This is a genomic window from Amycolatopsis sp. NPDC045836, assembly GCF_056431745.1.
Window position 1 is genome coordinate 156295 of record NZ_JBWKKF010000003.1, and the last position, 24709, is coordinate 181003.

Here is a 24709-nt window from a genome sequence, read left to right on the forward strand (position 1 = left end):
GTCCGGGACGAGCGCGGGGGAGCTGAGCCAGCGCGGCAGCACGCGGCCGGACTCGCGCTGCCGCCGGGACGGGTCGTTGGCCAGTTCGGCCGGGCACAGCGCTCAGCGGCCGGGTCCGCCCGTCCAGCTCCACCCTGTTCAAGTGATCATTTTGCGCGGTTGAACAGCTCCGGATCGCGCCGGGCGCGGGGCGTCCACGCCCGCCAGGCGGGGCGAGTCAGCGGGCCGCAACGCACCGGGGGGCGCCGAAACCGTGCGGCCGCGTTCCGCCGCCTCCTCCGGTTCCGGCCGGCTCACCCCGGGCAGCGAGGCAGTCCGCTCGCGGATGGGCACCGCCTCGTTGTCCACCAGTCCCCCAACACTTCAGGTCCTTCGCCACCGCCGTGCCGACTCGGCTCGGCGAGCAGGTTAGCAATGACGGATTTCACGCCAATAACACCAATGACCGGCTCCGGGTCGTCGTGCCGAGGAGCCGCAGGTAGCTCCGGGCCGCACCGCCCCCGGCGTATTGCCACAATCGGCCCGGCAGGCAATGATTGGCGCGAAGTGGTCGTTGGAACCGGAAACCAACGTGGTTCAGCGATCCTCGCCGGAGCGAGCTGGGGTATCACCCGCCCCGCCGCAGCACGGTCAGCACGCGGAGATCCACACCGTGGTGAGGAGACCCAATGGCACCCCCGTTCGGAACCGGGTTGCTGCGCAAGCCGGACACGACGTTGCCGTACCGGCTGGCGCGCTCGGCGCGCACCGTGCAGGACGCGCTGATCCCGACCCCGCAGCTGCGCGACTGGATCGCCGAGCGCAACGCCGCGCAGTTGCACCACGTCGAGCGGATCCCGTTCGCCGACCTGCACAAGTGGCAGTTCGACGACACCACCGGAAACCTCACCCACGACAGCGGCAAGTTCTTCAGCGTGCAGGGACTGCGGGTGCGCAGCGACTACGGGCCGGTACCGTCCTGGACGCAGCCGATCCTCAACCAGCCCGAGATCGGCATCCTGGGCATCCTGGCCCGGGAAATCGACGACGTGCTGCACTTCCTGGTTCAAGCCAAGACCGAACCGGGCAACGTCAACGGCGTGCAGCTCTCCCCCACCGTGCAGGCGACCCGCAGCAACTACACCCGGGTGCACCAGGGCGATCCGGTGCCGTACCTGGACCACTTCCGCCACGTCGGGGCCCGGCACGTGCTCTGTGACGTGCTGCAATCCGAGCAGGGTTCCTGGTTCTACCGCAAGCGGAACCGGAACATGGTGGTGGAGGTGCGTGAACCGGTCCCCGAGCACGAGGACTTCCGCTGGGTCACCCTGGGACAGCTGCACGAGCTGCTGGTCGAAGACAACCTGGTGAACATGGACGCACGCACGGTGCTGTCCTGCCTCCCCGGCGGCTTCGAGGGGTCCGCTTCGGACGATTCGGAGCTGGCCGCCGCACTGGCCCGGTCCTGCGATCCGCTCCCCGGGAGCTTGCACACCACCTTGGAGGTGCGCAGCTGGATCGTCGCGCAGCAGTCCGAGCACTTGGTGCACGCTGAACTGATGCCGCTCAACGAGGTGCACCGGTGGCGGTGCGCGCCGGAGGAAATCCATCAGGAGCAGCACAACTTCTTCAGCATCATCGCCGTCGACGTGCGCAGCAACAGCCGCGAGGTCGGCCGCTGGACCCAGCCGCTGCTGCGGCCGCACGGCACCGGCATAGTCGCGCTGCTGGTGAAGCGGGTCGACGGCGTGCTTCACGCGCTGATCAATGCACGGGTCGAACCGGGGTACTTCGACATCGTGGAACTCGCGCCGACGGTGCAGTGCACCCCGGAGAACTACGAACGCCTGGAGGTGGACTACCGCCCGCCGTTCCTGGACGTGGTGCTCAACCGCGCACCGGAGCAGGTGCTGTTCGACACCGAGCTCTCCGAGGAAGGCGGCCGGTTCTACCAGGCCCGCAACCGGTACCAGATCATCGAGGTCGCACCGGACGCGCTGGACACCGACCTGCCGGGCTACCGGTGGCTGGCCTTGTACCAGCTCATCGAACTCCTCCAGTACCGCAACTACGTCAACGTGCAGGCCAGGAGCCTGATCGCCTGCCTGCGGGGGTTGTCATGAGCCCGGTGCGCTCCGGTGCCGCACGCGCTTCCCGATGAGTGGACGCGGCGGTCTCCGTGCAGTACAAAGAAGAGCTGGGTGCCGACGAAGGGCCCCCAGCGAGAAGGCGCGAATCGCACCAGCCACACCCCGGCGAAGCCCGGCTCGTGCGCCCTGCCAGGACGGGAACCGGATGGAGATCATAGGCAACGGCTTCCTGGCGCGGCACCTGGCTGCGCCCTTCCACGACACGCACCCGGAGGTCACGGTGATCGCCGCCGGGGTGTCCAGCGCCACCAGCACGGACCTCGCCGCCTTCGACCGGGAGAGCGAACTGGTCACCGAGGTGCTGCGCCGCTGCCGTCTCACGAGGCGCACGGTGGTGTTCCTCTCCACCGCCTCAGCCGGCATCTACGGTGCGGAGGACTCGCCGGGGACCGAGGACGGGCCGGTGTTCCCGCCCACCGCCTACGGACGGCACAAGCTGGCGCTGGAACGGGTGTGCGCGCTCTCCGGAACGCCGCACCTGATCATCCGGCTGGCCCACGTCATCGGTCCCGGGCAGCAGCCGAACCAGCTGCTGCCCGCGCTCACCCGCAGCGTCCTCTCCGGGGTGGTCACGGTGCAGCCCGGCGTGTACCGGGATCTGCTGGACGTGCGGCACGTCGCGCCCACGCTGGACGCATTGCTACGGCGGGGTGTGTGCGACGAAGTGGTGAACATCGCCTCGGGGGCGCCGATCCTGGTGCAGGACATCGTCGACGCGCTGGAGGCCAAGCTGGGCATCCGGGCGGAGCGGCGCGTCGTCGCGGGCCAGCCGGGGCGGACCGTGGTCAGCACGGAGAAGCTGCGCCGGCTGGTGCCGGAGTTCGCCGCGCACGACTTCGGCCCCGGCTACCTGGACGAGCTGCTGGACCGCTACTTGAGCTCGTTCGTGCAGGACGCCCGCGCGCTCAACGTCTGACCCCCTGAGCTGCTTCAACCCACCAGATCCCGCAGTTCACCGACCACATCGGACGGTGGTTGCAGCGCGTTGGCCGACTCCGCGAGCTCGCGAGCCGACGTGGTGAACGACGACTCGCCGAGCAGCCTGCTCAACGCCGACTTGATCCGGTCGGCATCGGCCTCGTGGTTGGGGATCTCCAGACCCGACCCGGAATCGGCGATCCGGCTCGCCACGGTCGACTGGTCGAAGCCGCAGGGCAGCAGGAGCTGCGGAACACCGGAGACCACCGAGGTCATCGTCACCCCGCCGCCGCCGTAGTGCACCACCGCGTCACAGCCGTGGAGCACCAGGCTCAACGGCAGGTTTTCGCCCACGTGCACGGTGTCCGGCAGCGGGCCGGCCTCGGCGGCATCGCTGGGGGTGGCCAACAGCAGCACCTCGGCTCCCAGTGCGGTCGCCGCCGCCACGACCTGGGACATCTTGTTCACCGAGGGACCGAAGATCTGCGAGGCCGAACGGCCCCACACCACGCACACACGCGGGCGGTCACTGCGCTCGGGCAGGTCCAGCGGCACCGCGCCCGGGCCGTTGTAGGGGATGAACCGGCTCGGGATCCGCTTCGCCTCGCTGAGCGGGCGGATGGCTTCCGGACACGGGTCCAGCACGTAGTCGACGCTGTCGGAGCTCATGTCGCCGAGGCCATAGCGCTCGAAGGCCCCGCTGAAGTCCAGCGTCGGCTTTTCGGGTTTCCCCGGGTCCCCGTTGATCGGGTTGTACTGGTCTCCCGTGCTCCACGGTCCCCACAGCTGCAGCACGTCCGGCACGCCGGTGACCTTCGCGGCGAGCGCCCCTTCCAGGCTCGCGATGTCGTGCACCACCAGGTCCGGCTTCCACGAGCGCGCATACGCCACGGCGGCATCGGTGTTGTGGGTGGCGTTTTCCAGCATCTTGGGCGAGAAATCCTCGTACCAGGCGGCGAAGTCGAACGCCTCGAAGTCCACCGGTTCCGCGGTGTCCGGGTGCAGCGGCGGAACCGGGTAGGGCCAGGCGCCGTGCATCGCCAGGAGCAGGTTGACCAGCCGCGCGCCGCGCATCAGTTCCGTGGAGACCAGCACCGGCACCGGCGTCATCCCCGCCCGGGTCAGGTGCTCCACATCGGTCCCGCTGCACAGCACCTGCACTTCGTGCCCGGCCGCGCGCAGCGCCCAGCCGAGCGGGACCATCGGGAAGTAGTGCCCCGGCCACGAGGACACCACGAACAACACGCGCATGCGCTTTCTCCTTTTCGTGTGATGCCGCGGATCCCGGTGGTCGACACCGCGGCGGGCTCGGACTTCACCGTTCAACCGCTTACCATGAACACTTGTACGGCATGGGGCAGAAGCGCCCACTGCGGAACCGGAAGCGCCGAAACGGCGGGCAGGTGCTGCGTCGCCGGAAAACGCTGTGGTCGTCGATCGCTTCCAGTGGGTCATCGATTCGTTCGGTGTCGCGGAATTGCTCGACCGCCTTCCGGCAGGCCGGGATGGAGTGGCCGTCGAGGCGCATCACGGCCAGTTTCCCGATGGGGGCGCTCGGCAGCGTGTCTTCGAACCAGCCCGGCAGGAACCGCACCTGCTCGTCGAGGGGGTCGGAGCGCGTGAAGTTCTCCCTGACGGTCTCCGCCGAGACGCCGAGGACCTCGTTCTGCTGGTGCAGGACCAGCTCCCGGTCCATCGGTGCCCGTCCTCGCCGGTCCGGGATGCCCTGGAAGGAGTCAGCCACCCAGACCCGGCGATCGGTGATGCCGTGCGCCTTCAGGAATCCCTGGCGAAGATGCGGGCACCACCGCGCCAGACGCCGGTCTCGATGGAGTCGCCCGGCACGCCGTCCGCGACGACCCGGTCGAGGCGGGAGCGGACGTTCCGCACCCGCTTGAGGCCGACCACGGTGGGCGCCTCGCTGGGCCGGTCCACCCCGGTTTCCCGGTGCTCGCGGGTGAAGTGCTCGTTGGGAACCCAGGTGTTCGGTATCGGGTCGTCGCCGTAGCTCATGCTGGTGACCACCTGCTCCAGGAGGTCGAGGTACGACCGCTCGGTTCCATCTTCGGCCCCTTCTTCCGACGGCTTGACCGCGTGGTGTGCACGGCCGCGAGACCCGGTGCCCGCATGGCAACGATCGAGAACTGGGTGGCGTGGGTGCACGATACCTTCGGTGCCCAGGTGTGGGAACGCCCGATCAGGCCGCCTTTACGCCTGCGGCCCGGTGTGTAGGCTCCACTCGGGAATGGTGGGCCCTGACCCTTCCGGCACCGGGGCCGGTGAATTCAGCGGTTCGGCGGCCTACTGGGAGGCGCCCCGCAGGTGAGCGCCGCTACCCGACCGAACGGGAGACCGCGAAGATGACCGCATGGCCCGATCAACCACCGCAGGTGAAGCTCGGTCGGTCCGCGCTGCGCACCGGCAAGCTCTGGCTGGGCACGGTGAACTTCAGCGGGCGCGTGGCGGACGCCGACGCGATGCGCCTGCTGGACCACGGCCGCGACCGGGGGATCAACTGCGTCGACACCGCCGACATCTACGGCTGGCGGATCCACAAGGGACACACCGAGGAACTCGTCGGGGCCTGGCTGGCGCAGGGCGGCGGGCGGCGCGAGGACACCGTGATCGCCACGAAGGTCGGTGAGCCGATGAGCGACCGGCCCAACGACCGCGGCCTGTCCGCCCGGCACATAGTCACAGCCTGCGAAGCATCGCTGCGCCGGCTGAAGGTCGACTGCATCGACCTCTACCAGATGCACCACATCGACCGCGCGGCCCCGTGGGACGAGGTGTGGCAGGCCATGGACCTGCTGATCTCCAGTGGGAAGGTGTGCTACGTCGGCTGTTCCAACTTCGCCGGCTGGCACCTCGCCGCCTGCCAGGAGCACGCGCTGCGCCGGAACGCGCTGGGCCTGGTTTCGCTGCAGTGCCTGTACAACCTGGCGGTCCGGCACGCCGAACTCGAGGTGCTGCCCGCCGCGCAGGCCTACGGAGCCGCGGTACTGGCGTGGTCGCCGCTGCACGGCGGCCTCCTCAGCGGCGTGCTGGAGAAGATCGAGGCCGGCACCGCGGTGAAGTCGGCGCAGGGCAGGGCGCAGAGATCGCTTCCCAGCCTGCGGTCCTCCGTCGAAGCGTACGAGGTGTTCTGCCGGAAGGTCGGCATGCCGCCCGCGGAGGTCGGCCTGTCCTGGGTGCTTTCCCGGCCGGGCATCAGCGGAGCCGTCATCGGGCCGCGCACCCCGGACCACGTCGACTCGGCGCTGCGAGCGGCCGCGACCGTGCTCGGCGAGGGGGAACTGGCCGAGCTCGACGCGATCTTCCCGCCGGTGGGCCGCGGCGGCCCGGCGCCCGAAGCCTGGTCGGGCTGACCCGGCGCCGCCGGCTGCTCAGACCACTTCGAGATCCGGCAGTGGGAAGACCAGCCTGCCACCGCCTGCCAGGAACTCGCGTTCCCGTTCGACGAACCCGTCCCGGTAGATCCACGGCAGCACCAGGAGCTGGTCGGGACGGCGCGAGCGCGCCTCCTCCTCCGAGACGATCGGAATGCCCGTACCGGGGGTGAAGGTCCCGGTCTTCTCCGGGCTGACCTCCCCGATGCAGGGCAGGTGTTCCTCGGTGAGCCCGCAGTACTGCAGGATGACGTTCCCCTTCGTCGACGCACCGTAGCCAAGGGTCAGCCTGCCCTCGGCGGCCGACCGGTCGAGGAACTCGCACAGCTGTTCGCGCTGCCGCCGCGCACGCCGCGCGAATTCCTCGAACGGCTCCGACGAAGCCAGCCCCGCCGCCGCCTCCTTGGCGCGGAACTCCGCCAGCGCGGCTTCGTCCGGGCGGTGCGGACCGGCGTCCTTGGCCAGCACCACGCAGAGGCTGCCACCGTAGACGTCGACGACCTCGGCCGAGATGACCCGCAGCCCGGTCCGCTCGGCCATCCACTCGATCTGGCGCAGCGCGTAGTATTCGAGGTGCTCGTGGCACACGATGTCGTAGGCGCCGCTGCTCAGCATCGACGACAGGTAGCTCATCTCCAGCAGCCAGATGCCGTCATCGGCGAGGATGTCCCGCACCTCCCGCATGAACCGCGTGGGATCCGGCAGGTCGTAGAACATGGCGACCGAGGTGACCACCTTCGCCCGGCGGTCGCCGAGTCGCTGCTCGAACGCCTCACTGGAGAAGAATTCGGCGATCAGCTCGGCCTTGGGCGGGTAGTACTCCCGGAACTTCTCGCCGACCGGGTCGAACCCGACCAGCAGCGGCCCGTCCGGCGGGTAGGCGCGCAGCAGCGTCGAGTCGTTGCTGCCGATGTCGACCACCACGTCCCGCGGTCCGAGTTCCACTATGCCGCGCACCTTCTCCACCTTGCGTGCCAGGTGCCGTACCATGAACGGGCGGATCCCCGACCGGTAGCCGTAGCCGTCGTGGTACATCAGCTCGAGCGGCGGCTCGTGGCGCAGCTGCACCAGTCCGCACCCGATCGGCGAGCAGCGCACGAGTTCGAGCGGGAACGAGGGCACCACCTCGTCCCGGCTGCGCGGGAACACTCCGGTAAGCGCCTGATCACCCAGCTCGAGCACGGAGACGAGTTCGCGGTTCCCGCAGATGCGGCATCCATTGATTTCCACCAGGACTCCAGATTCGTGAGTTGAGCTCAGCGCCCTCGATAGCACTCGGTCAGTCGTTCCACGGCCGGGACGACCTCCGCGGCGGTCAGCTTGCCGGAGTCCGCGACGTGGCCGCCTGCCCCTCGCTCGTGCGCCAGCGCCGCGAGCGTCCCGGATCCGCCCGCCGAGCACACCGGTACACCGCACTCGAACTCCTTCGACGTCGAACGAATTGTTCGTCCACAACGCACTGGTCAGGGAAGAGCCGACGGGTTACCAGGGTATTGCAAGAATACGCGGTACAGAAGAACGCGGAAGCCGCTGCGCCACGGACTGGACGGGCGGGCCAGCAGCGTGCGGCCTCGACGTTGGCGTAGTGGCTGTGCTTGTCCAAGCCGTATTCGAAGTGCAAGAATTTTCGTGGCCGAGCTGTATTCCAGCGTCGCGGGTGACCAACGCGCTGGACTCGATCCGATGTGCCGCAGAACCGGCCGGAAGAGTGGAGAGGATTCCCTCCCAGATGTCAAGAACTTCCGGAAGCAGCCCCTGGATCCGGCGTTTCCACCCGGCTCCGGACGCGCCCGCGCGCCTGGTCTGCTTCCCCCACGCCGGCGGTTCGGCCAGCTTCTACTTCCCGGTGTCGCAGGCGCTGTCGGGCAGCCTGGACGTGCTGAACCTCCAGTACCCCGGCCGCCAGGACCGGCGACACGAACCCCTGGTCGACGACCTCGCCGAACTGGCCGACGAGGTGACCGGCGTCCTGCGCCCCTGGCTGGACCGCCCGGTGGCCTTCTTCGGGCACAGCATGGGCGCGATCCTCGCCTTCGAGGTGGCCCTGCGCCTGGAACGCGGATCCGGCCCCCGCCCGGTGCGCCTGTTCGCCTCCGGTCGGCGCGCGCCGTCGACCCACCGGGACGAAACCGTGCACCAGCGTGACGACGAAGGCGTACTCGCCGAGATGAAGCTGATGAGCGGGACCGACGCCCGCCTCCTCGGCGACGACGAGATCCTCCGGATGATCATGCCGGCCATCCGGGGCGACTACCGGGCGATCGAGACCTACCGGGCCCAGCCGGATTCGGTGGTGCACTGCCCGATCGACGTGCTGGTGGGCGACGACGATCCGAAGACCACGGTGGACGAGGCACGGGCCTGGCGGGAACACACGACCGGCGGCTTCGACCTCCGGGTGTTCACCGGCGGCCACTTCTTCCTGGCCCACCACCAGCAGGAGATCAACGCGCTCATCCGGGACCGGGTGGCGGGCGGCTAGACGGCGGTGTGCAACCGCGGGAATCCAGCGGTTGCACACCGCTTCCACTGGACGTCCGGATTATACCCGGCCCATCTCCTCGTCGGCAGCTGATTGTCGGAAAATCACGACCTCGTGGACTTCACCCGCAGGTCGGTGCGTTTGTTCTAGAGTTCCCCTAACCAAACCCTTGGGGAGCATCGGTGATTCACCCACCTTTCGAGTTCGGCGTGCTGGGGCCACTGGAGTTGCGTGCCCAGGGTGCGCCGGTGCCGGTCAACGCGCCGAAGCAGCGGGTCGTGCTCGCGGCGCTGCTGCTGCTGCGCACGAACCGGGTCGTGACCCTCGGCGAACTCACCGAAGTGGTGTGGGACGGTGGCGCACCCGCCCAGCCGACGACCGCGCTGCGCGTCTACATCATGCGGCTGCGCCGCCTGCTCGGGTGTCCCGAGATCATCCGGACCACGCCGACCGGCTACCTGCTGGAGGTCCCGGACCAGGCGCTCGACCTGCACCGCTTCCGCGATCTCACCGGCCGCGCCGGGCGGGAAGCGGCGTCCGGTGAACTCGAACGCGCCGTCCGGCTGTGGGACGAGGCCCTGGCGCTGTGGCGGGCCGAGCCCCTGCTGGACGTGCCCTCGGATGCCCTGCGCCGGTCGGAAACCCCGCAACTGGTGGAGATCCGGCTCCGAGCCGAGCGTGAGCGGATCGACGCGAAACTGCGCTTGGGCGAGCACCACGAGGTGATCAGCCATCTCCGCACGCTGACCACCGAATACCCGTTGCGCGAGCAGTTCTGGCACCAGCTCATGCTCGCCCTGCACCGCGCCAACCGGCAGGCGGAGGCGCTCTCCGCGTACCGCACGATCGCCGACGCGCTCGCCGACAAGCTGGGGGTCGAGCCGGGCCGGGAGCTGCAGGAGCTGTTCCACGCCATCCTCAACGGCGATCCGGACCTCACGGCGCCGTCGGCGGCGGTGGTCATCCCGAGCCCCCGGCGTCCCGAACCGGCCCCGGCGGTGTCCCAGCTGCCCCCCGCCCTCGGCCGCTTCGTCGGGCGATCCGCCGAAACCTCGCAGCTCACCACACTGCTGGAGACCAGCGGGAACGGGGCGGTGCCGGTGGTCACCGTGTCCGGCCCGCCCGGCGTCGGCAAGACCGCGCTGGCCGTGCGGGTGGCGCACAAGCTGCGTTCCCGCTTTCCGGACGGCCAGCTCTACGTCGATCTGCGCGGCTACTCGGCCAAACCGGCGCTCGCGGCCACCACCGTGCTCGCCCGCCTGCTGCGCGCGCTCGGCCTGCCCGCCGAACAGGTCCCGGTGGCGGAAGAGGAGCAGATCGCCGCATACCGCGCAGCGATCGCCGGCAAGCGCGTGCTGGTCACCCTGGACAACGCCGCGTCGGCCGGCCAGGTCCGGCCGTTGCTCCCGGGCGCGCCGGGATGCGCCGTGCTGATCACCAGCCGGCGCGAGCTGCGCCCCCTCGTCGCACTGGACGGCGCGCGTCTGCTCCGGCTCGACCCGCTCGAGCCGGCGGCTTCGGTGTCCCTGCTCGGCACGCTGCTCGGCGAGCGGACCATCCGGGACCAGCCGGAAGCCGCCGCCCAGCTGGCCGATCTCTGCGGTCACCTGCCGCTGGCGCTGCGGATCGCGGGCGGCAACCTGGTGGGCCGGCCCCGGCCCGACCTCAGCGCCTACAACCGGTCCTTCGCGGACGGGTTCCCGGCCGAGGCGCTGACCGTGGACAACGACGAGGACATCGCGGTCCACCAGGCGTTCGACCTTTCCTACGCCGGGCTGGAACCCGATGTCCGGACGGTGTTCCGGCTGCTTTCGCTGGTGCCGGGCGCCGATTTCACCGCCGAGGCCGCCGCCGCCCTCGCCGATTCCACGCTCGCCGACACGGTGCGCCCCCTGGAACAGCTGGCCGAGGCGAGCCTGCTGCAGCGCGTGCCCGGTGGCCGGTACCGGATGCACGACCTGCTCAGGGACTACGCGGCGCGGCGCGGGGAGCCCGGCGACGATCCGGACCTCCGGGCCCGGGCGCAGGCTCGCCTGTACGGCTGGTACCTGCGCACCGCGGAGCGGGCGGTCCGGACGCTCTACCGCGAACTCCCCCTGTTCGCCCGGCCGCGCCCGGCCGCCGCCCCGGGAGCACCGACTTCCCGGGGACGTGCGGACGCGCTGCGCTGGCTCGACGCCGAGCGGGCCAACCTGGTGGCGGTGGTGGAGCACTGCGCCGAGAACGGTCCCGCCGAAGTGGCCTGGCAGCTCACCGAGACGCTGGCCGCCTACCTGAGCCTCACCGGTCACCACACCGACCTGTTGGCCGCGGCGACGGCCGGCCTGCGTGCCGCCCGCCGGGCGGGCGATGCCGCCACCGAGGTCGCCATGCTGCTCCCGCTGATCCGCGAATGCCAGGTGACCGGCGAGCTGGCGGCGGCGCAGCGCTACCTCGACGAAGCGCTGGACGAGGCCAAGGCGAGCACCCCGGGGTGGCCGATGGTGCTGGTCCTGGACGGGAGCGTCCGGCTCGACCTCGGCGAACTGGACGCCGCGCACACGCGGTTCCGCCAGGTCCTCGAGCTGGCCGAGACCCGGCCGCGGGAGCCGACCGTGCGCATGAGCGCGTTGCTGGGGCTGGGTCACGTGCACGTGCTGCGCGGCGAGTTCGCCACCGCGCTGCCGCTCCTGGAGCCCGCGCGGGAACTGGCCGAGCAGACCGGGGCGACGATCCAGCTGGTGGAGACCCTGCTCCTGATCGGGCGCTGCCAGCTGGCACTGGGCGAGCCCGGGCTCGGGTTCGAGTACCTCCGTGAGGCGTCGTACCGGGCGAATGCCTCCGGAACGCGCTACCACCACGCGGAAGGTCTCGGCCTGCTCGCGATCGCGCTGCTGGAGGCCGGCGATTCCGCCGACGCCGCCGCCACCGGCGAACGGGCCCTCGCGTCCGCCGTGCGACTGGGCAATCCGCGCACCACGGCCAACGCCTGGAACGTCCTCGGGACCGTCCGCCGCCGGATGGGTGAGCTCGACGAAGCCGTGCACGCGCACGAGAACGCGCTGGAGCACTCGACCCAGAGCGCGGCGCACCACTACGGCAGGCTCGAAGCGCTCCTCGGGCTCGCCCGGGCACACGCCGAAGCCGCGCGCCACGCGGACGCGTTCGGCCACGCGTCCTCCGCCCTCACCGGCGCCCGCGACAGCGGCTACCGCTACCACGAAGGCGAGGCGAATCGGATCCTCCTGGAGATTCCGTCCGGCGCCGTGCCGCAGCCGCTCCGCTGAGGGTGCGGGACGGACCGCCGTGAGCGGTCGGACCGGTTGGCACCAGCCGGAACACTCGTGATCGGGAACTCAGCTCGGCAGCAACAGGATCGAGTCCGGGGTGGCGAGCCGGAGGACCGTCCGGCAGCTGCGCGCGGCCGCGCCCCCGGGCTGCTGGGCCCAGATCGGGCGCAGGAGGGTCAGCCAGGTGGTCAGCGAGGTGGTCATCAGGCCCGCGAGCCATGAGGGCCGAAACGACCGACAGGTACATCAGTACCTCGTGCATTCGGGGTGCCTTCCTTTCACCGGCTGCGCCGGGCCGGGGTTCACGGGACCGTCCGTTACGGACAGATCAGGACGGGCGGAAGACCCCCGCCATTCTCGCGAATAGGCTAACCGGACGGTTCTCGAGCCACAAGAACACAATGTTCTCCAGTCGGCCTCACCGTCCGGAATAGCCGTCGAAGCGATAGATTGGGCGCATGGCCACTCAGCTCACCATTACCGAAGAACTGCTCGACTACGTCCGGGAAATTTCCGGCTCCGAGGACGAATTGCTGGCCGAACTCCGCACCGAGACCGCCGGGTTGCCCGGCGGAACGGCCATGCAGGTGCTTCCGGAAGAAGCGCGGTTCCTGGCACTGCTGGTGCGGTTGACCGGCGCCACCAGGATCCTCGAAATCGGCACGTTCACCGGGTACAGCACGCTGTCCATGGCCCGCGCGCTCCCCGCAGGCGGGCGGGTGATCACCTGCGACCTCAACCCGAAGTGGGTCAAGTTCGCGAAAACCTACTGGGAACGGGCCGGCGTCGCCGACCGCATCGAACCGCGGCTCGGTGACGCGGGCGCCAGCCTGGACACGCTGGCCGACGAACCGGGCGCGGGTGGTTTCGACCTCGTCTTCATCGACGCGGACAAGGCGAACTACCCGAAGTACTACGAGAAATCCATCGAGCTGGTCAAACCCGGCGGCTTGCTCGTCCTGGACAACACGCTGTTCCTCGGCCGGGTGGTCGATCCGGCTTCCGACGATCCGGACACCAACGGCATCCGCGAGGTCAACCAGCTCATCCGCAAGGACGACCGGGTGGAGATCTGCGTGCTGCCGCTCTCCGACGGCGTCACCCTCGCCCGCCGCAAGGACGCCTGAGAGCGGGGTCGTGAGTGGGCAGACCGGTCAGCACCGGTCGGCACACCCACGCCCCCGCAGGCAGCCCACCGGGCTCACGCCGGGCTGGCCACCCCGGCGCCGAGTTCCGGCGCGATCAGCCGCATGGTGGTGGGCGGGTTGCGCCGGGCGGCTTCCAGGTGGAGCCGCTGGACGCCGTCCACCCCGGCGCCGGTGAGGTCGCCGCGGCACGCGCAGTCCTGGTCGTCGAACCCGGCGAACCGGTAGGCGATCTCCATCATCCGGTTCCGGTCGGTCCGCCGGAAATCGGCGACCAGGTGCGTGTTCGCCCGCGCGGCCTGGTCGGCCAGCCAGTCCAGGAGCACCGCGCCCGCGCCGAAGGACACCACCCGGCACGAGGTGGCGAGCAGCTTCAGGTGCCACGCCCTGGCGAGCTTTTCCACCAGCAGCACGCCGACCGCACCATGCGTGCCGAACCGGTCCTGCAAGGTGGTCACCAGCACCTCGTGCGCCGGATCGGCCAGCAGGCCGCGCAGCGCTTCGTCGGAGTAGTGCACCCCGGTGGCGTTCATCTGGCTGGTCCGCAGCGTGAGTTCCTCGACCCGGCTCAGCTCCACCTCGGTGGCGCGGAAGATCCGCATCTCCAGCTCGAGCGAACGCAGGAACTCCTCGTCCGGTCCGGTGAACTCGGCGCGCTCGGTGTCGCGGCGGAAACCCGCCTGGTACATCTCGCGCCGTTTGGCCGAATCGACCGTCCGCGCACGCGGGGTGAACTCCGGGAGGTCGAGCAGGCCGGTCGCCTGCTCCGCCTCGTAGCACCGCACCTCGGGCAGGTGGAACTCCACCTCGGCCCGCTCGGCGGGCTGGTCGTCGATGAAGGCGATGGTCTTGTGCGCGAAGTTGAGCTTGTCCGCGATGTCGCGCACCGAAGCCGATTTGGGGCCCCAGCCGATCCGGGCGAGCACGAAGTATTCGGCCACCCCCAGCTCCTCCAGGCGCTGCCAGGTCGGTTCGTGGTCGTTCTTGCTCGACACGGCCTGCAGGATGCCGCGCGCGTCCAGTTCGACGATCACCCGGCGGATCTCGTCGGACAGCCGCACTTCGCCGTCCTCGATCAGGGTGCCCTGCCACAGCGTGTTGTCCAGGTCCCAGACCAGGCACTTGACCATCACCGGCTGGGCCGCGGAACTCTTGTCGCTCAACGATCTTCTCCCCGTTTCGCCCCGACGAGCACGTGCTCGGACAGGATCAGCTGGCAGATCTCGTTGCTGCCTTCGATGATTTCCATCAGTTTCGCGTCCCGGTAGGCGCGTGCGACCGGGTGGCTGTCGCGGGCGCCCCGCGACGCCAGCACCTGGACCGCCGAGGCCGCCCCGTCGGCCGCGTGCCGGGAACTGACGTACTTCGCCATGACCGTGGCCACCACCATTTCCGGTGACCGTTCGTCCCAGCGGCGGCTGGCGTGTTCGCACGCGCGGGTCGCGGTCTGCTCGGCCACCAGCAGGTCCGCCACGTGCCGCGCGACGAGCTGGTGCTGCCCCAGCGGTTTCCCGAACTGCTCACGGGCGCCCGCGTGCCGGGTGACCTCGGCCAGGCACGCGCGCAGGATCCCCACGCACCCCCAGGCGACCGAGATGCGGCCGTAGGCCAGCGCGGTGGTGACCAGCATGGCGGTGGACTGGCCGACGCCGCCGAGCAGGTTCCCGGCCGGGAGCCGGACGCCGTCGAGCCGGATGTTCGCGTGCCCGGCGGCCCGGCAGCCCATGGGTTCGGGAACGCGCTCCACCCGCACCCCGGGGGCCGTGGCGGGCACCACGACCGCCGCGGCGCCGCCCTCGTACCGGCCGAACACCACGAGCAGGTCGGCGTAGTCCGCGGCGGTCACCCAGACCTTGTGCCCGTCGACGACCACCGAGTCGCCGTCTGGCCGGATCCGGGTGGCCATCGTGGACAGATCGCTGCCCGCGCCCGGCTCGCTGAACCCGACGGCGGCCAGTTCGCCGCCGGTGAGCCGGGGCAGGAACTCCTTGCGCTGCGCCCGGTCCCCGAGTCGCTGGATCGTCCAGGCGGCCATGCCCTGCGAGGTCATCAGGCTGCGCAGCGAGCTGCACCGGCTGCCCACCGAAGCGGTGAGCTCGCCGCTGTCCGAGTTGCTCAGGCCGAGGCCGCCGTACCGGGCCGGGACCTCGGCGCACAGCGCACCGGCCCCGGCGAGCTCGCGCACCAGGTCCTCGGGGATCACCCCGGCCCGGTCCCACGCGTCGGCCCGGTCGCCGATCAGGTCGTCGGCGAGGGCGATGAGCCCGGGCAGCTGGTCAGCCACGGCCGTCCTCGGCGTCCTCCGCCCGCAGGCGTTCGACCAGGCCCACCATGATCCGCGCGGTGCGGAAGTTGGCCAGTTTCAGGTCGGGGCCGGCGATCTCGAGGTCGAAGGCACCTTCCAGGAACACGACCAGTTCCATCGCGAACATCGAGGACACCGTGCCCGAGTCGAAGAGGTCCACCTCGGGCTCCCAGCGAACCTTGGTGCGCTCCTCGAGGAAGTCGAGGATCTTCTCCTCGATCACCGCGGAGGTGAGTTCGGTGCGCTGTTCCGGCGTCGTGGTCATGACTGTTGGCCCCCGTATTCGTAGAATCCCCGGCCGCTCTTCTGGCCGAGGTGGCCTTCACGGACTTTTTCCAGCAGCAGTTCGTTCGGTTTGCAGCCCTCGTCGCCGGTCCGCTCGTGGAGCACCCGGAGCGAGTCGGCGAGGTTGTCCAGGCCGATCAGGTCCGCGGTGCGCAGCGGGCCGGTGCGGTGGCCGAGGCAGCCCTCGAACAGCGCGTCGACGGTTTCCGGCGGCGCGGTGCCCTCCTGCACGACCCGCACCGCGTCGTTGATCATCGGGTGCAGCACCCGGCTGGTCACGAAGCCCGGGTTGTCCCGGACCACCAGGGCCTTGCGCCCGAGCCGCTCCAGCGCGGACCTGAGGGTCTCCTCCACCGCGGCCCCGGTGCGCCTGCCGCGGATCACCTCCACCATCGGGATCAGGTACGGCGGGTTCATGAAGTGGGTGCCGATGAAGTCCTCGGGCCGGGCCACCGAGTCCGCCAGCTCGTCGACCGGGATCGACGAGGTGTTGGTCACCACCGGGGTCCCGGGGCTGACCAGCGCGGAAACCTTGGCCAGCGCGGCGGCCTTGACGTCGGCCAGCTCGGTCACGGCCTCGATGACCACGGTCGCTTCCGCGCCCCCTTCGGCCGACACCGTCGTGACGAGTTCGCCGTGGGCGGTACCGGCGGGCAGCGTGCCCATGATCTGCGCCAGCTTCAGCTGCCGGCGGATCTTCTCGCGGGCCAGCGCCAGCGTGCCCTCATCGACGTCGACCAGGGTGACCGGCAACCCGAACCCCAGTGCCAGCGTGGTGATGCCCACGCCCATCACACCCGCGCCCAGAATCATCAGCCGGTGGGCTGTCTGGTCCTCCGACACGACACCTCCATCGAAAAAAATCGCCTGTCAGCTTTTGCTCGGGATCCGGAATATCCGTTCTCGGGCAACACCGTTGCCCACCCCGGTTCGCGGAGGGTTCCCGTCGCGGAAACCATTCGCCGGCCACGTGCCCGCGGCTCGACGATACTCAGTCGTGGCCGGGCGGTCGATGAACGCGCTTGTTCGCCCGGCGTCGTGGTGGATTCCCGTTCTCTCAGGCGCTGGCCCGGCCCCGCTCCTCCAGTTCATCGGCGAACCGCTGCCAGGTACCCGCGCAGCGCAGCGCGAGCCTGCGTACCGACTCCACGCCGTGCCCGGGGACCGCATCCATCAGCTGGTCGAACTCGTCCGGCAGGATCGACTGGAAGCTGAGCCACCGCAGCAGCGCTCGCCCGGTTTCGGTCAGCCGCAGGGACGGATCCCTGGCCAGCTTCTGCCACTGCAGCAGCAGGTCGGCCTCGTTGACACCGTCCGCGGCCTTCTTCTCGGGTGGCGCGGGCCGTTGCGCGGGTACGGGGATGTTCGTCGTCCCGGCCGGCCGCAGGCCCGCGGGGATGGGGCTTTCCCCCCGGCTGAGCCGCTGGCGCACGTCCCGCGCGGTGCCGACCGAGATCCCGGCCTCCCGGGCGACTGCCCGCAACGAGGCGTCCGGCCGCGCCGCGATCACCTCGCTGGCACGCAGCCTGCCCACGACGCTGTTCAGCGGGCGGATGCGGCCGTCCAGCCCGACCCTGGCGTTCAACTGTGCATTTCCAGCGGTTGAACCCGTCCTGATCACGCTGACCGTCCGCGCGGCGAGACCGGTCCGCGCCGCGATCGCGCGGTCCGACCAGTGCGGGTAGGACTCGATGACCCGCGCGGCCGCGGCCTCCCGGTCGGCGAGGGAGAGCGGCAAGCCACGGCCGACGTTCGACTCGACGGCGAGCACGAACGCCTCTTCCGGCGTCCCTTCGAAGAACTGGGCCTCGATCTTGTCGAGCTTGCGCCGCTTCGCCGCCCACAGGCGGTGCATCCCGTCGATCACGCGCATCGTCGGGCGGTGCACCAGGATCGGCGGCAGGATCGCATTGGTCTCGGCCAGCGCACGGGTGTGTGCGCAGTCCTCCCCGGCGAGGCGCGGCGAGTCGGCGGGCAACAGCGCGTCGACCGGCACCAGCACCGTACTGCTCCGCCGCTCCGGGTGGTGGAAATCTTCCGGAACCGGGTCGCGGATTTCCGCGGGAGTCGGGAACTCCCGGTGGTCAAGCACGGAGTTCCACCCCCTCCGACGACGCTCCGACCGGTACGCGTGCCGACGTCTCCGCCCCGCACACCAACCGCATACCCCGAAAGGTCATGTGACCACTCCCCAGCGAATTCGGTGTGGCTACAGCACCTGTCAACCCACATTCACCGCAATTTCCGGCGTTCCGGCACCCAGCGGCTTCGCGGTGCGACGACTACGAACGAAAGCTATCAGCAGCCAATTACAGCACACTAACAACCTTGCGCAGCCATCTGCGACCACACCTTCGGCAAGCCCGCGACCTGGCAGCACAGCGGCCGTTCCGACGGGCGACGCGGCCGTCAGCAGCCGCGATTACAGCTGGATAACCGGCCGAGAAGGGGGACGTATTGTCGGGTTTCGGACGCACTTACCAGCAAATGGCAACCCAATGGAACGACCAATTGAGCGAGATTCAAATCACGATCGTCCCGGCGCGGCGCCTGGTTCAGCCGCCGGAGCCCATCGCGCCGATCACCTGGTTCCACCACAGCCGGCCAGCCGGGCGCGCGGTAACCCACTTCGCCGGCGCTGTCCGCTGCTTCCCGCCCGCGGTCCCCGCGGCTTCGGTCACCACCGCCAGTTCCGCGTCGCACCGGTTCCTGCCGAGGTAGACGCTGAACCTCTCGACGAACTCCCGGCACGCGGTTTCCCGCGGAGCGCTCTCGGTCCACTGCCGAGCCACCGCGACGAGGGTCGCCCGCTCGGTTTCCAGCCAGGCGCGGGCCGCCACGCGGTCGACGATCCCGGGAACGGGCACGTCGGCGACCGGGCAGCCGGGCACGGCCCTCGAAGCGTCGGGGTACAGGAGCCCGACCGCCCGGTCCGTGGCGAAGCGGTACCACTCGAACAGGCGCTGCCGATCCCGCTTCCGTTCCGCCACCTCGGACCCCGGCGGCATCGCCGCGTAGTCCGCGAGCAGCCCCTGCACCCGATACCGGTCGTGCGGCCGGCGGTGCACGAGGCTCGCGCCGGCGAGCCGCTCCAGCGCGCAGCCGGCCTCGGCGACCGCCCAGCCCGTGGCCGCGGCGACCGCGTCCACGCTGAAGTCCGCCTCGGGCAGCAGCCCGAGCAGGCGGAACACCCGCTTGGCCGGGGGGCCCAGCGTTCGGTGGGAGTGGTCGAACGCGGCGCGGAGGGTGGCCGCGTCGCCGCCGCCGGCCGACAGCACGCGGACGCGGTTGCCGGTGCGCAACTTCGCCGCGTACGACTCGAGGTCGGATTGCGGCCTGCCCACGAGGTCGCTCGCCGCGATCCGCAGCGCCAGCGGAAGCCGGCCGCAGAGATCGGCCAGTTCGCCGGCGGTCTCCGCCGGAAGCGCCGGGTCGTCGCCGAGCGCGGAGCTCAGCAAACCGGTCGCCGCGCCGCGCGGGAGCACGTCGAGCTGGACCCGGCCCGCGCCGTTCAGCACGGTGAGCCCGCGCAGTTCGTCCCGGCTGGTGACCAGGACCGCGCAACCCGGCCCGCCGGGCAGCAAGGGGTGCACCTGCCCGGTGCCTGCCGCGTTGTCCAGCACGACCAGCACCCGGCGGCCGGCCAGCACCGTGCGGTAGGCGATCACGAGTTCGTCCTCGTCGTCCGGGATCTCGCCGGCCGGAACCCCGAGCGCCCGGAGGAAACCGGTCAGCACGGCGGTGGTGCCCAGCGGCGGGCCGACGGCGTGGCCCCGCAGGTCCACCGACAGCTGACCGTCGGGGTACCTCGCGCGGAGCTCGTGGGCAACCCGGGTGGCGAGCGCGGTCTTACCGACGCCAGGAGGGCCGCACACGGTGACGATCGGCACCGAGAGCCGGTCCGGGGCCGGTTCGAGCAGTTCGCGGATCTGCCCGGCCTCGACTTCGCGGCCGAAGAAACGGGTGACGACCGGCAGCTGGCGGGAGGCGACCGGGAGCGGGGCAGCCACGGGCTGCGGGCTTTCCCCGACCACAGCCCGGTAGACCGCCCGCACCTCGGCACCGGGGTCGACACCCACCTCCTCGGCGAGGCGACGGCGCACTTCGCGGTACGCGGCGAGCGCGTCCCCCTGCCGGTTCGAGCGGTGCAGGGCGAGCATGAGCTGTGCCCAGAACTGCTCGCGCAGCGGGTACTCCTCGGTGAGGCGGCGGAGTTCTCCGATGACTTCGTGGTGCCGCCCGCGCTGCAGGTTGACCTCCACCCGCTCGGCGGCGGCGCGCAAGCGGTCCTCCAGCAGGAGCGGCACCTCGACCTGCTGAAGCGATTCCGACGGCACGTCCGCCAACGCCGGTCCACGCCATTCGGCGAGCGCGCGGTCCAGCAGGTCCGCCGCGCGGTCGAGCTCACCGGCCGCGCGGGCAGCCTTGGCGCGTTCGGCCAGCCCCCGGAAGCGCAGCAGGTCGAGTTCCTCGCTGCCCACTTCGATCAGGTAGCCGCTGGACGTGGTCCGGATCAGCCCCGGCTCGCCGAGCGAGCGCCGCAGCCGCATCACGTAGACCCGCAACGCCGGAACCACCTCGTGGGGTCGCTGTCCACCCCACGCGTGCCGGACGAGAGTTCGGAGCGGGACCTCGCGGTTCGCGCGCAGCAACAGCGACGCCAGCACCACCCGGTGCCTCGCCGAACTGACCGGCACGGCCTGGCCACCCACGCGTGCCTCGAGCGGGCCGAGAACGCCGAAACGCAGGTGAGATTTCCGCATGACCCGCCCCCCGGTCAGGCATCGATGCTGATCGTCTCGCGACGTTACCCGAAGCCGGGTCAACCGAAAACCCGGTTGAGTGGGCTGCCTCCGGCCATCGGTCGCACGCCCGCCCGATGGAATTACACCTTCGGGGTAGTCAAAGAAGTGACTCGTCACGATTGACGGTGTCGATCCCATCCACACTTCCCCGAACCGGTATCGCTATCCGCCGTTCGGTTGGCAGAGAATCACTGAGGGTGTCGGCAGCGGTGTTCCACCCGGCGGCAGTGCCCGGCAGCCGGGAAAGCGATCAGGCTGCACAGAGGTTGCGAAACACCTCCACCGGGTTCAGGAAGCGACGCGCAGGACGAGCTCGCTGCGGGTGCGGTTGGCCCTCGCCACGCGTGTGCGCTGCGGCGGCCTGCTCGAGCGGGAACGGTGTCACCCGCCTGCCCTTCGCCTCGGCCGCGGCGGCCAGTTGGGGCGACACCCCGGGCCGGGACGGCGACGGGCAGCCCACCCGGGCGCAGCGCGTCCAGCGACCGCGTGCTGGTGTCCTGGAGCTCGCCGACCAGGTCGAGCACGACGTCGACGCCGGAAACCGCGTCCTCGGACCGGACAGCGGTGTCGTGTGAGCCGGTCGTGGCGGGCGGCCCTGGCGGTGCCGATCACGTGCGCGCCGAAGTGCTCGGCGAACTGGGCCGCCAGGTGCCCGCCGCCCCCGCCGGCGGCGTGGATCAGCACGCGCTGCCCCGGCCGGACGTGCGCGGTGTCCACCAGGGCCCGCCACGCGGTGAGCGCGGCGAGCGGCACCGCCGCGGCCTGCTCGGGGCTGACGCTCGCGGGCTTGCGGGTGGACTCCCAGTCCACCGGATTGATCCCGGCCGCGTGCACCCGGCAGGGAGTCGGCCCGGAGGTGCTGCTCCAGACGCGGGCCGGTTCACGTGGTGATCCGGTAGCGGCCCAGGAGGAACTGGAGGAGTTCCTCGGCGATTTCGTCCAAGGAGGCGTCGACCCAGCCGACGACCCAGTCGTGCATGAGGCCGTTGACCGCACCGATGAACGCCGCGGCGGCGATCTGGTGATCACCGGGCGGCAGCTCGCCGCGCTCGATGGCATCGGCGCCCATGGTGCGGATGAAGTCGATCCAGCCGGCGCGGCGTTCCAGACGCTGCAGGTCCATGCGGGGGCTGACGCCGATGATCTCCACATAGGCGATCCGGGCGTGCCGCCGGTCGGCGGCCGCGCCCTTGACGTAGGCGCGGAGCAGCCGGGGGACCCGCTCGGCCAGCGGGAGGTTCCAGACCGCGGGCAGGATCTCGTCGACGGCTCGCTGGGCCACGTCGTTGACCATCAGGTGCAGCTCGGCGAGCAGGTCCTCCACGCTGTGGAACTCCTCGTAGAACTGGCGGCTCGACAGCCCCGCCTCCTTGCACAACGCGGCCAGGCGCGTCCTCCGGTAGCCCGGCTCCCCGCCGAACAGCTCCAGGCCCGCCTCGAGGAACCGAGCGCGCCGCTCCGCCTGCCGCTGAGCCGCGTCCTTGCCGCCGTACCGACCCTCCGCCGGGGTGAATCTGCCCGCCACCATGCCTCCGATCAGTGATGGGACATTTTCTCCCATCCGGGGTTGTGGCCGCCGCCCCCGAAACCTACTATCCAGTAACTGAGTCTGAACTCAGTTGGTTTCGAAGTTCAGACTGCTCTGTCGCACAGCCCACGAGATCCTGCAACGACGCACCTCTCACCCTGTGGAGCTCTCATGCACACCCTGCCCCGCATCGCCGGCCGCCGAGCTCTGCTCGCCGCCGGCGCCGCCGCCGCGGTGCTGGCGACCGGCGCCTCGGTCCCCGCCCCCGTCCACGCCGCTCCGGCACTGCAGGAGGTGATGTTCGTCGGCAACAACTGGGAAGGGACCGCGACCGTCATCAAGTCTCGCGGCGACTTCGCCAGGGTCGGCCGGATCAACGTCATCCCCGACAAGGACCAGCGGCTCCGCGAGATCTACCTCGACCCGATCAAGCTGCTCTTCTTCCTCGGCATCCGCGAGACCGCGGGCGAGGGCCACGACCAGTTCGTCGACGACATGTACGCCACACCCGACGGCGCCGCCCTGGTCGCCTCGCGGCCCAGCTTCGCCGATGTCGTCTCCATCGACCTGGCCACCGGCCAGCTCAGGTGGCGCTTCCCCGTCTCCGGCTTCCGCTCCGACCACATGGCCGTCTCCCCCGACGGCACCCGCGTCGCGGTGTCGGCCTCGACGTCGAACACCGTCCACGTCCTCGACATCAACACCGGCCGGGAACTCGGGAAGTTCACCACGGGCGACAAGCCGCACGAGAACATCTTCTCCAGGGACGGCAAGCACCTCTGGAACATGTCGATCGGCGAGGTCAACAACGACTTCGACGCCCCGTGGCAGGACTTCCTCAAGGGCGACCGCAAGGTCACCATCGCCGACACCGCCACCTTCGAGGTCGTCAAGACCATCGACATGCGCCCCCGCCTCGACGCCGCCGGCCGCAAGGACCTGTCGGACGCCGTCCGCCCCGCCGCCCTCACCCCGGACGAGACCAAGCTGTACTTCCAGGTCTCCTTCTTCAACGGTCTGGCCGAGTACGACGTCGCCACCGACCGGATCACCCGGGTGAAGACCCTGCCCGGGAACCCCGGCACCAGCGACGACCGCACCACCTACGTCAACGACTCCCGCCACCACGGCCTGTCCATGAGCCCCGACGGCAGCAAGCTGTGCGTCGCCGGGACCATGGACGACTACGCCACCGTCGTCAACCGCACGACCCTGCAAGAGGGCCCGCTCGTCCCCGCCGCCAAGCCCTACTGGGCCACCGTCAGCGGCGACGGCACCGCCTGCGTCATCTCCGAAAGCGACGCCGACCAGGTCACCGCCATCGACTTCGCCACCGGCCAGAAGATCATCTCCGTCCCGGTCGGCGACCACCCCCAGCGCGTCCGCCTCGCCCGCATCCCCGCCGGCTGGACCTCCCCGGCCCCCTGACCCCGCGACACGGGGTCATGACCGGGTATCGCGTTCCGGCGACCGGGTCCGGGCCGTCCGGCGAGGCGGTACCCCGGGCACGATCCCGCCACCCACCCGCCTTCGACCGCACCGCCTGCACACGCCGCAGCGTGGTCGAACGCTGCTCCGACCGGCTCGAGCGACTGAGCTACTTCACCCTGCGCGCCAGCGTGATCCCGTCCGCGCTGGCGAGCAGGGACATCTCCACCCGGTCGTCGTCCCGGATGAACTCGTTGAGCTCCCGCAGGGCGACGGTGTCCGGATCCTGGATCTCCGGGTCGAACACGCGACCGAAAAAAAGCGTGTTGTCGAGTACGATGAGACCGCCTTCGCGGACCAGGGTCAGCGCCGATTCGTAGTATTCGCGGTACCCCGTTTTGTCGGCGTCGATGAACACCAGGTCGAACGCGCCGGGACCGCGTTCGGCGATCAGCCCGGCCAGCGTCCCCGCCGCCTCGCCGATGCGCACGTCGATGCGGTCGGCGACCCCCGCCCGCGCCCAGTACGGCCGGGCGATGTCCGGCCACTTCGCACTGATGTCGCAGGTCACCAGGCTGCCACCGACCGGCAGCGCCCTGGCCATGCACAACGTGCTGTACCCGGTGAACGTACCCACTTCGAGCACGTTCCCGGCCTGGACGAGACCGACCAGCAAGGCCAGGAACTGCCCCTCCTCCGCCATCACCTGCATGGCTTCGCCCATCGGCAACTGCGCGGTCTCGTGCCGCAGTTCACGCAGCACCTCGTCGTCGCGCAGCGAGACTTCCCGGACGTAGTCGAGCAGCTCGGCGGAGGAGTCGATCTGGTTCGCCATGAATCCACGATAGAGCCAGGAAGCCGCTCCGGCGAGCAGATCCGCCCACTACCGGGTAAGTTCCCGGACTTAACAAAGTGCGCCGATCGGGGCTGGTGGAAAATTCAACTGAAGCACCCGTGATGAATGTCATGGGTCATCCGCGTTAAAGGACGACCGTCCTGTGGACACTGTCCGTAATAACTTTACGA

The 24709-nt window shown here is 70.3% G+C and carries 19 protein-coding genes and 1 pseudogene; 8 read left to right on the forward strand and 12 right to left on the reverse strand.

All coding sequences use genetic code 11. The annotated features are described in order from the left end of the window. Positions 1 to 668 precede the first annotated feature (668 nt). Together AC07EG_RS05620 and AC07EG_RS05625 are read left to right on the forward strand one after the other, a co-directional pair. Complete coding sequence (locus AC07EG_RS05620) at positions 669 to 2102, forward strand: NDP-hexose 2,3-dehydratase family protein (protein ID WP_478251829.1); 1434 nt, start codon at positions 669 to 671, stop codon at positions 2100 to 2102. Between the two features lie 172 nt (positions 2103 to 2274). Continuing rightward, complete coding sequence (locus tag AC07EG_RS05625) at positions 2275 to 3045, forward strand: NAD-dependent epimerase/dehydratase family protein (RefSeq protein WP_478251830.1); 771 nt, start codon at positions 2275 to 2277, stop codon at positions 3043 to 3045. Between the two features lie 14 nt (positions 3046 to 3059). Here AC07EG_RS05625 and AC07EG_RS05630 read toward each other — a convergent pair whose 3' ends face one another. Both AC07EG_RS05630 and AC07EG_RS05635 read right to left on the reverse strand, forming a co-directional pair. Next, complete coding sequence (locus tag AC07EG_RS05630) at positions 3060 to 4298, reverse strand: nucleotide disphospho-sugar-binding domain-containing protein (protein WP_478251831.1); 1239 nt, start codon at positions 4296 to 4298, stop codon at positions 3060 to 3062. A 79-nt stretch (positions 4299 to 4377) separates the two neighbouring features. Then, positions 4378 to 5060 (reverse strand): annotated as a pseudogene (locus tag AC07EG_RS05635) (TylF/MycF/NovP-related O-methyltransferase). A 377-nt stretch (positions 5061 to 5437) separates the two neighbouring features. Between AC07EG_RS05635 and AC07EG_RS05640 the strand changes: the two are divergent. Beyond that, positions 5438 to 6415, forward strand: coding sequence for an aldo/keto reductase (locus AC07EG_RS05640; protein WP_478251832.1), 978 nt, complete (start codon positions 5438 to 5440; stop codon positions 6413 to 6415). 18 nt (positions 6416 to 6433) lie between these two features. Here the strand turns inward: AC07EG_RS05640 and AC07EG_RS05645 are convergent, their stop codons facing one another. Beyond that, positions 6434 to 7666 carry a class I SAM-dependent methyltransferase gene (locus AC07EG_RS05645; RefSeq protein ID WP_478251833.1) on the reverse strand — a complete coding sequence of 411 codons (1233 nt, stop codon included), beginning with the start codon at positions 7664 to 7666 and terminating at the stop codon, positions 6434 to 6436. A 499-nt stretch (positions 7667 to 8165) separates the two neighbouring features. Here AC07EG_RS05645 and AC07EG_RS05650 point away from each other — a divergent pair, with 499 nt between their 5' ends. Both AC07EG_RS05650 and AC07EG_RS05655 read left to right on the forward strand, forming a co-directional pair. Continuing rightward, entirely contained in the window at positions 8166 to 8918 is a 753-nt protein-coding gene (locus AC07EG_RS05650; protein WP_478251834.1) for a thioesterase II family protein, read from the forward strand. Positions 8919 to 9100: 182 nt separating this feature from the next. Next, on the forward strand, positions 9101 to 12184 hold the full coding sequence (locus tag AC07EG_RS05655; protein WP_478251835.1) for an AfsR/SARP family transcriptional regulator: 3084 nt from the start codon (positions 9101 to 9103) through the stop codon (positions 12182 to 12184). Between the two features lie 69 nt (positions 12185 to 12253). On the opposite strand, the gene AC07EG_RS05660 is transcribed toward AC07EG_RS05655, so the two are convergent. Further along, positions 12254 to 12391, reverse strand: coding sequence for a hypothetical protein (locus AC07EG_RS05660; protein WP_478251836.1), 138 nt, complete (start codon positions 12389 to 12391; stop codon positions 12254 to 12256). A 254-nt stretch (positions 12392 to 12645) separates the two neighbouring features. On the opposite strand from AC07EG_RS05660, the gene AC07EG_RS05665 reads away from it, so the two are divergent. After that, positions 12646 to 13314, forward strand: a complete 669-nt coding sequence (locus AC07EG_RS05665; protein ID WP_478251837.1) for an O-methyltransferase — start codon at positions 12646 to 12648, stop codon at positions 13312 to 13314. Positions 13315 to 13388: 74 nt separating this feature from the next. Here the strand turns inward: AC07EG_RS05665 and AC07EG_RS05670 are convergent, their stop codons facing one another. The 6 genes from AC07EG_RS05670 to AC07EG_RS05695 all read right to left on the reverse strand — a co-directional run bounded on the left by AC07EG_RS05670 (position 13389) and on the right by AC07EG_RS05695 (position 20685). Beyond that, positions 13389 to 14462, reverse strand: a complete 1074-nt coding sequence (locus tag AC07EG_RS05670) for an HAD-IIIC family phosphatase (RefSeq protein WP_478252152.1) — start codon at positions 14460 to 14462, stop codon at positions 13389 to 13391. A 29-nt stretch (positions 14463 to 14491) separates the two neighbouring features. Next, a complete protein-coding gene (locus AC07EG_RS05675; protein ID WP_478251838.1) occupies positions 14492 to 15616 on the reverse strand; it encodes an acyl-CoA dehydrogenase family protein in 1125 nt (374 codons plus the stop codon). Continuing rightward, positions 15609 to 15902 (reverse strand): acyl carrier protein, encoded by a 294-nt coding sequence (locus AC07EG_RS05680; protein WP_478251839.1) that lies wholly within the window; start codon positions 15900 to 15902, stop codon positions 15609 to 15611. Before AC07EG_RS05680 ends, AC07EG_RS05675 begins: the two co-directional genes overlap by 8 nt. After that, a complete protein-coding gene (locus tag AC07EG_RS05685; RefSeq protein WP_478252153.1) occupies positions 15899 to 16735 on the reverse strand; it encodes a 3-hydroxyacyl-CoA dehydrogenase family protein in 837 nt (278 codons plus the stop codon). The genes AC07EG_RS05680 and AC07EG_RS05685 overlap by 4 nt, the downstream gene beginning before the upstream one ends. 244 nt (positions 16736 to 16979) lie before the next feature. Continuing rightward, complete coding sequence (locus AC07EG_RS05690; RefSeq protein WP_478251840.1) at positions 16980 to 17924, reverse strand: ParB/RepB/Spo0J family partition protein; 945 nt, start codon at positions 17922 to 17924, stop codon at positions 16980 to 16982. 553 nt (positions 17925 to 18477) lie between these two features. Further along, entirely contained in the window at positions 18478 to 20685 is a 2208-nt protein-coding gene (locus AC07EG_RS05695; RefSeq protein ID WP_478251841.1) for an AfsR/SARP family transcriptional regulator, read from the reverse strand. A gap of 386 nt (positions 20686 to 21071) precedes the next feature. Here AC07EG_RS05695 and AC07EG_RS05700 point away from each other — a divergent pair, with 386 nt between their 5' ends. Continuing rightward, positions 21072 to 21302, forward strand: a complete 231-nt coding sequence (locus AC07EG_RS05700; protein WP_478251842.1) for a hypothetical protein — start codon at positions 21072 to 21074, stop codon at positions 21300 to 21302. A 305-nt stretch (positions 21303 to 21607) separates the two neighbouring features. Here the strand turns inward: AC07EG_RS05700 and AC07EG_RS05705 are convergent, their stop codons facing one another. Next, positions 21608 to 22252 carry a TetR/AcrR family transcriptional regulator gene (locus tag AC07EG_RS05705; RefSeq protein ID WP_478251843.1) on the reverse strand — a complete coding sequence of 215 codons (645 nt, stop codon included), beginning with the start codon at positions 22250 to 22252 and terminating at the stop codon, positions 21608 to 21610. Between the two features lie 174 nt (positions 22253 to 22426). Between AC07EG_RS05705 and AC07EG_RS05710 the strand changes: the two genes are divergently transcribed. After that, on the forward strand, positions 22427 to 23683 hold the full coding sequence (locus AC07EG_RS05710) for a YncE family protein (RefSeq protein ID WP_478251844.1): 1257 nt from the start codon (positions 22427 to 22429) through the stop codon (positions 23681 to 23683). 169 nt (positions 23684 to 23852) lie between these two features. Here AC07EG_RS05710 and AC07EG_RS05715 read toward each other — a convergent pair whose 3' ends face one another. After that, positions 23853 to 24518, reverse strand: a complete 666-nt coding sequence (locus tag AC07EG_RS05715; RefSeq protein WP_478251845.1) for an O-methyltransferase — start codon at positions 24516 to 24518, stop codon at positions 23853 to 23855. Positions 24519 to 24709 lie beyond the last annotated feature (191 nt).

Coding starts and splice junctions, on each gene's coding strand:
- AC07EG_RS05695 (WP_478251841.1), bottom strand. CDS start 20,685: ATGCGGAAATCTCACCTGCGTTTCGGCGTTCTCGGCCCGCTCGAGGCA.
- AC07EG_RS05680 (WP_478251839.1), bottom strand. CDS start 15,902: ATGACCACGACGCCGGAACAGCGCACCGAACTCACCTCCGCGGTGATC.
- AC07EG_RS05625 (WP_478251830.1), top strand. CDS start 2,275: ATGGAGATCATAGGCAACGGCTTCCTGGCGCGGCACCTGGCTGCGCCC.
- AC07EG_RS05630 (WP_478251831.1), bottom strand. CDS start 4,298: ATGCGCGTGTTGTTCGTGGTGTCCTCGTGGCCGGGGCACTACTTCCCG.
- AC07EG_RS05665 (WP_478251837.1), top strand. CDS start 12,646: ATGGCCACTCAGCTCACCATTACCGAAGAACTGCTCGACTACGTCCGG.
- AC07EG_RS05660 (WP_478251836.1), bottom strand. CDS start 12,391: ATGACCACCTCGCTGACCACCTGGCTGACCCTCCTGCGCCCGATCTGG.
- AC07EG_RS05710 (WP_478251844.1), top strand. CDS start 22,427: ATGCACACCCTGCCCCGCATCGCCGGCCGCCGAGCTCTGCTCGCCGCC.
- AC07EG_RS05620 (WP_478251829.1), top strand. CDS start 669: ATGGCACCCCCGTTCGGAACCGGGTTGCTGCGCAAGCCGGACACGACG.
- AC07EG_RS05650 (WP_478251834.1), top strand. CDS start 8,166: ATGTCAAGAACTTCCGGAAGCAGCCCCTGGATCCGGCGTTTCCACCCG.
- AC07EG_RS05715 (WP_478251845.1), bottom strand. CDS start 24,518: ATGGCGAACCAGATCGACTCCTCCGCCGAGCTGCTCGACTACGTCCGG.
- AC07EG_RS05685 (WP_478252153.1), bottom strand. CDS start 16,735: ATGATTCTGGGCGCGGGTGTGATGGGCGTGGGCATCACCACGCTGGCA.
- AC07EG_RS05670 (WP_478252152.1), bottom strand. CDS start 14,462: ATGGTCAAGTGCCTGGTCTGGGACCTGGACAACACGCTGTGGCAGGGC.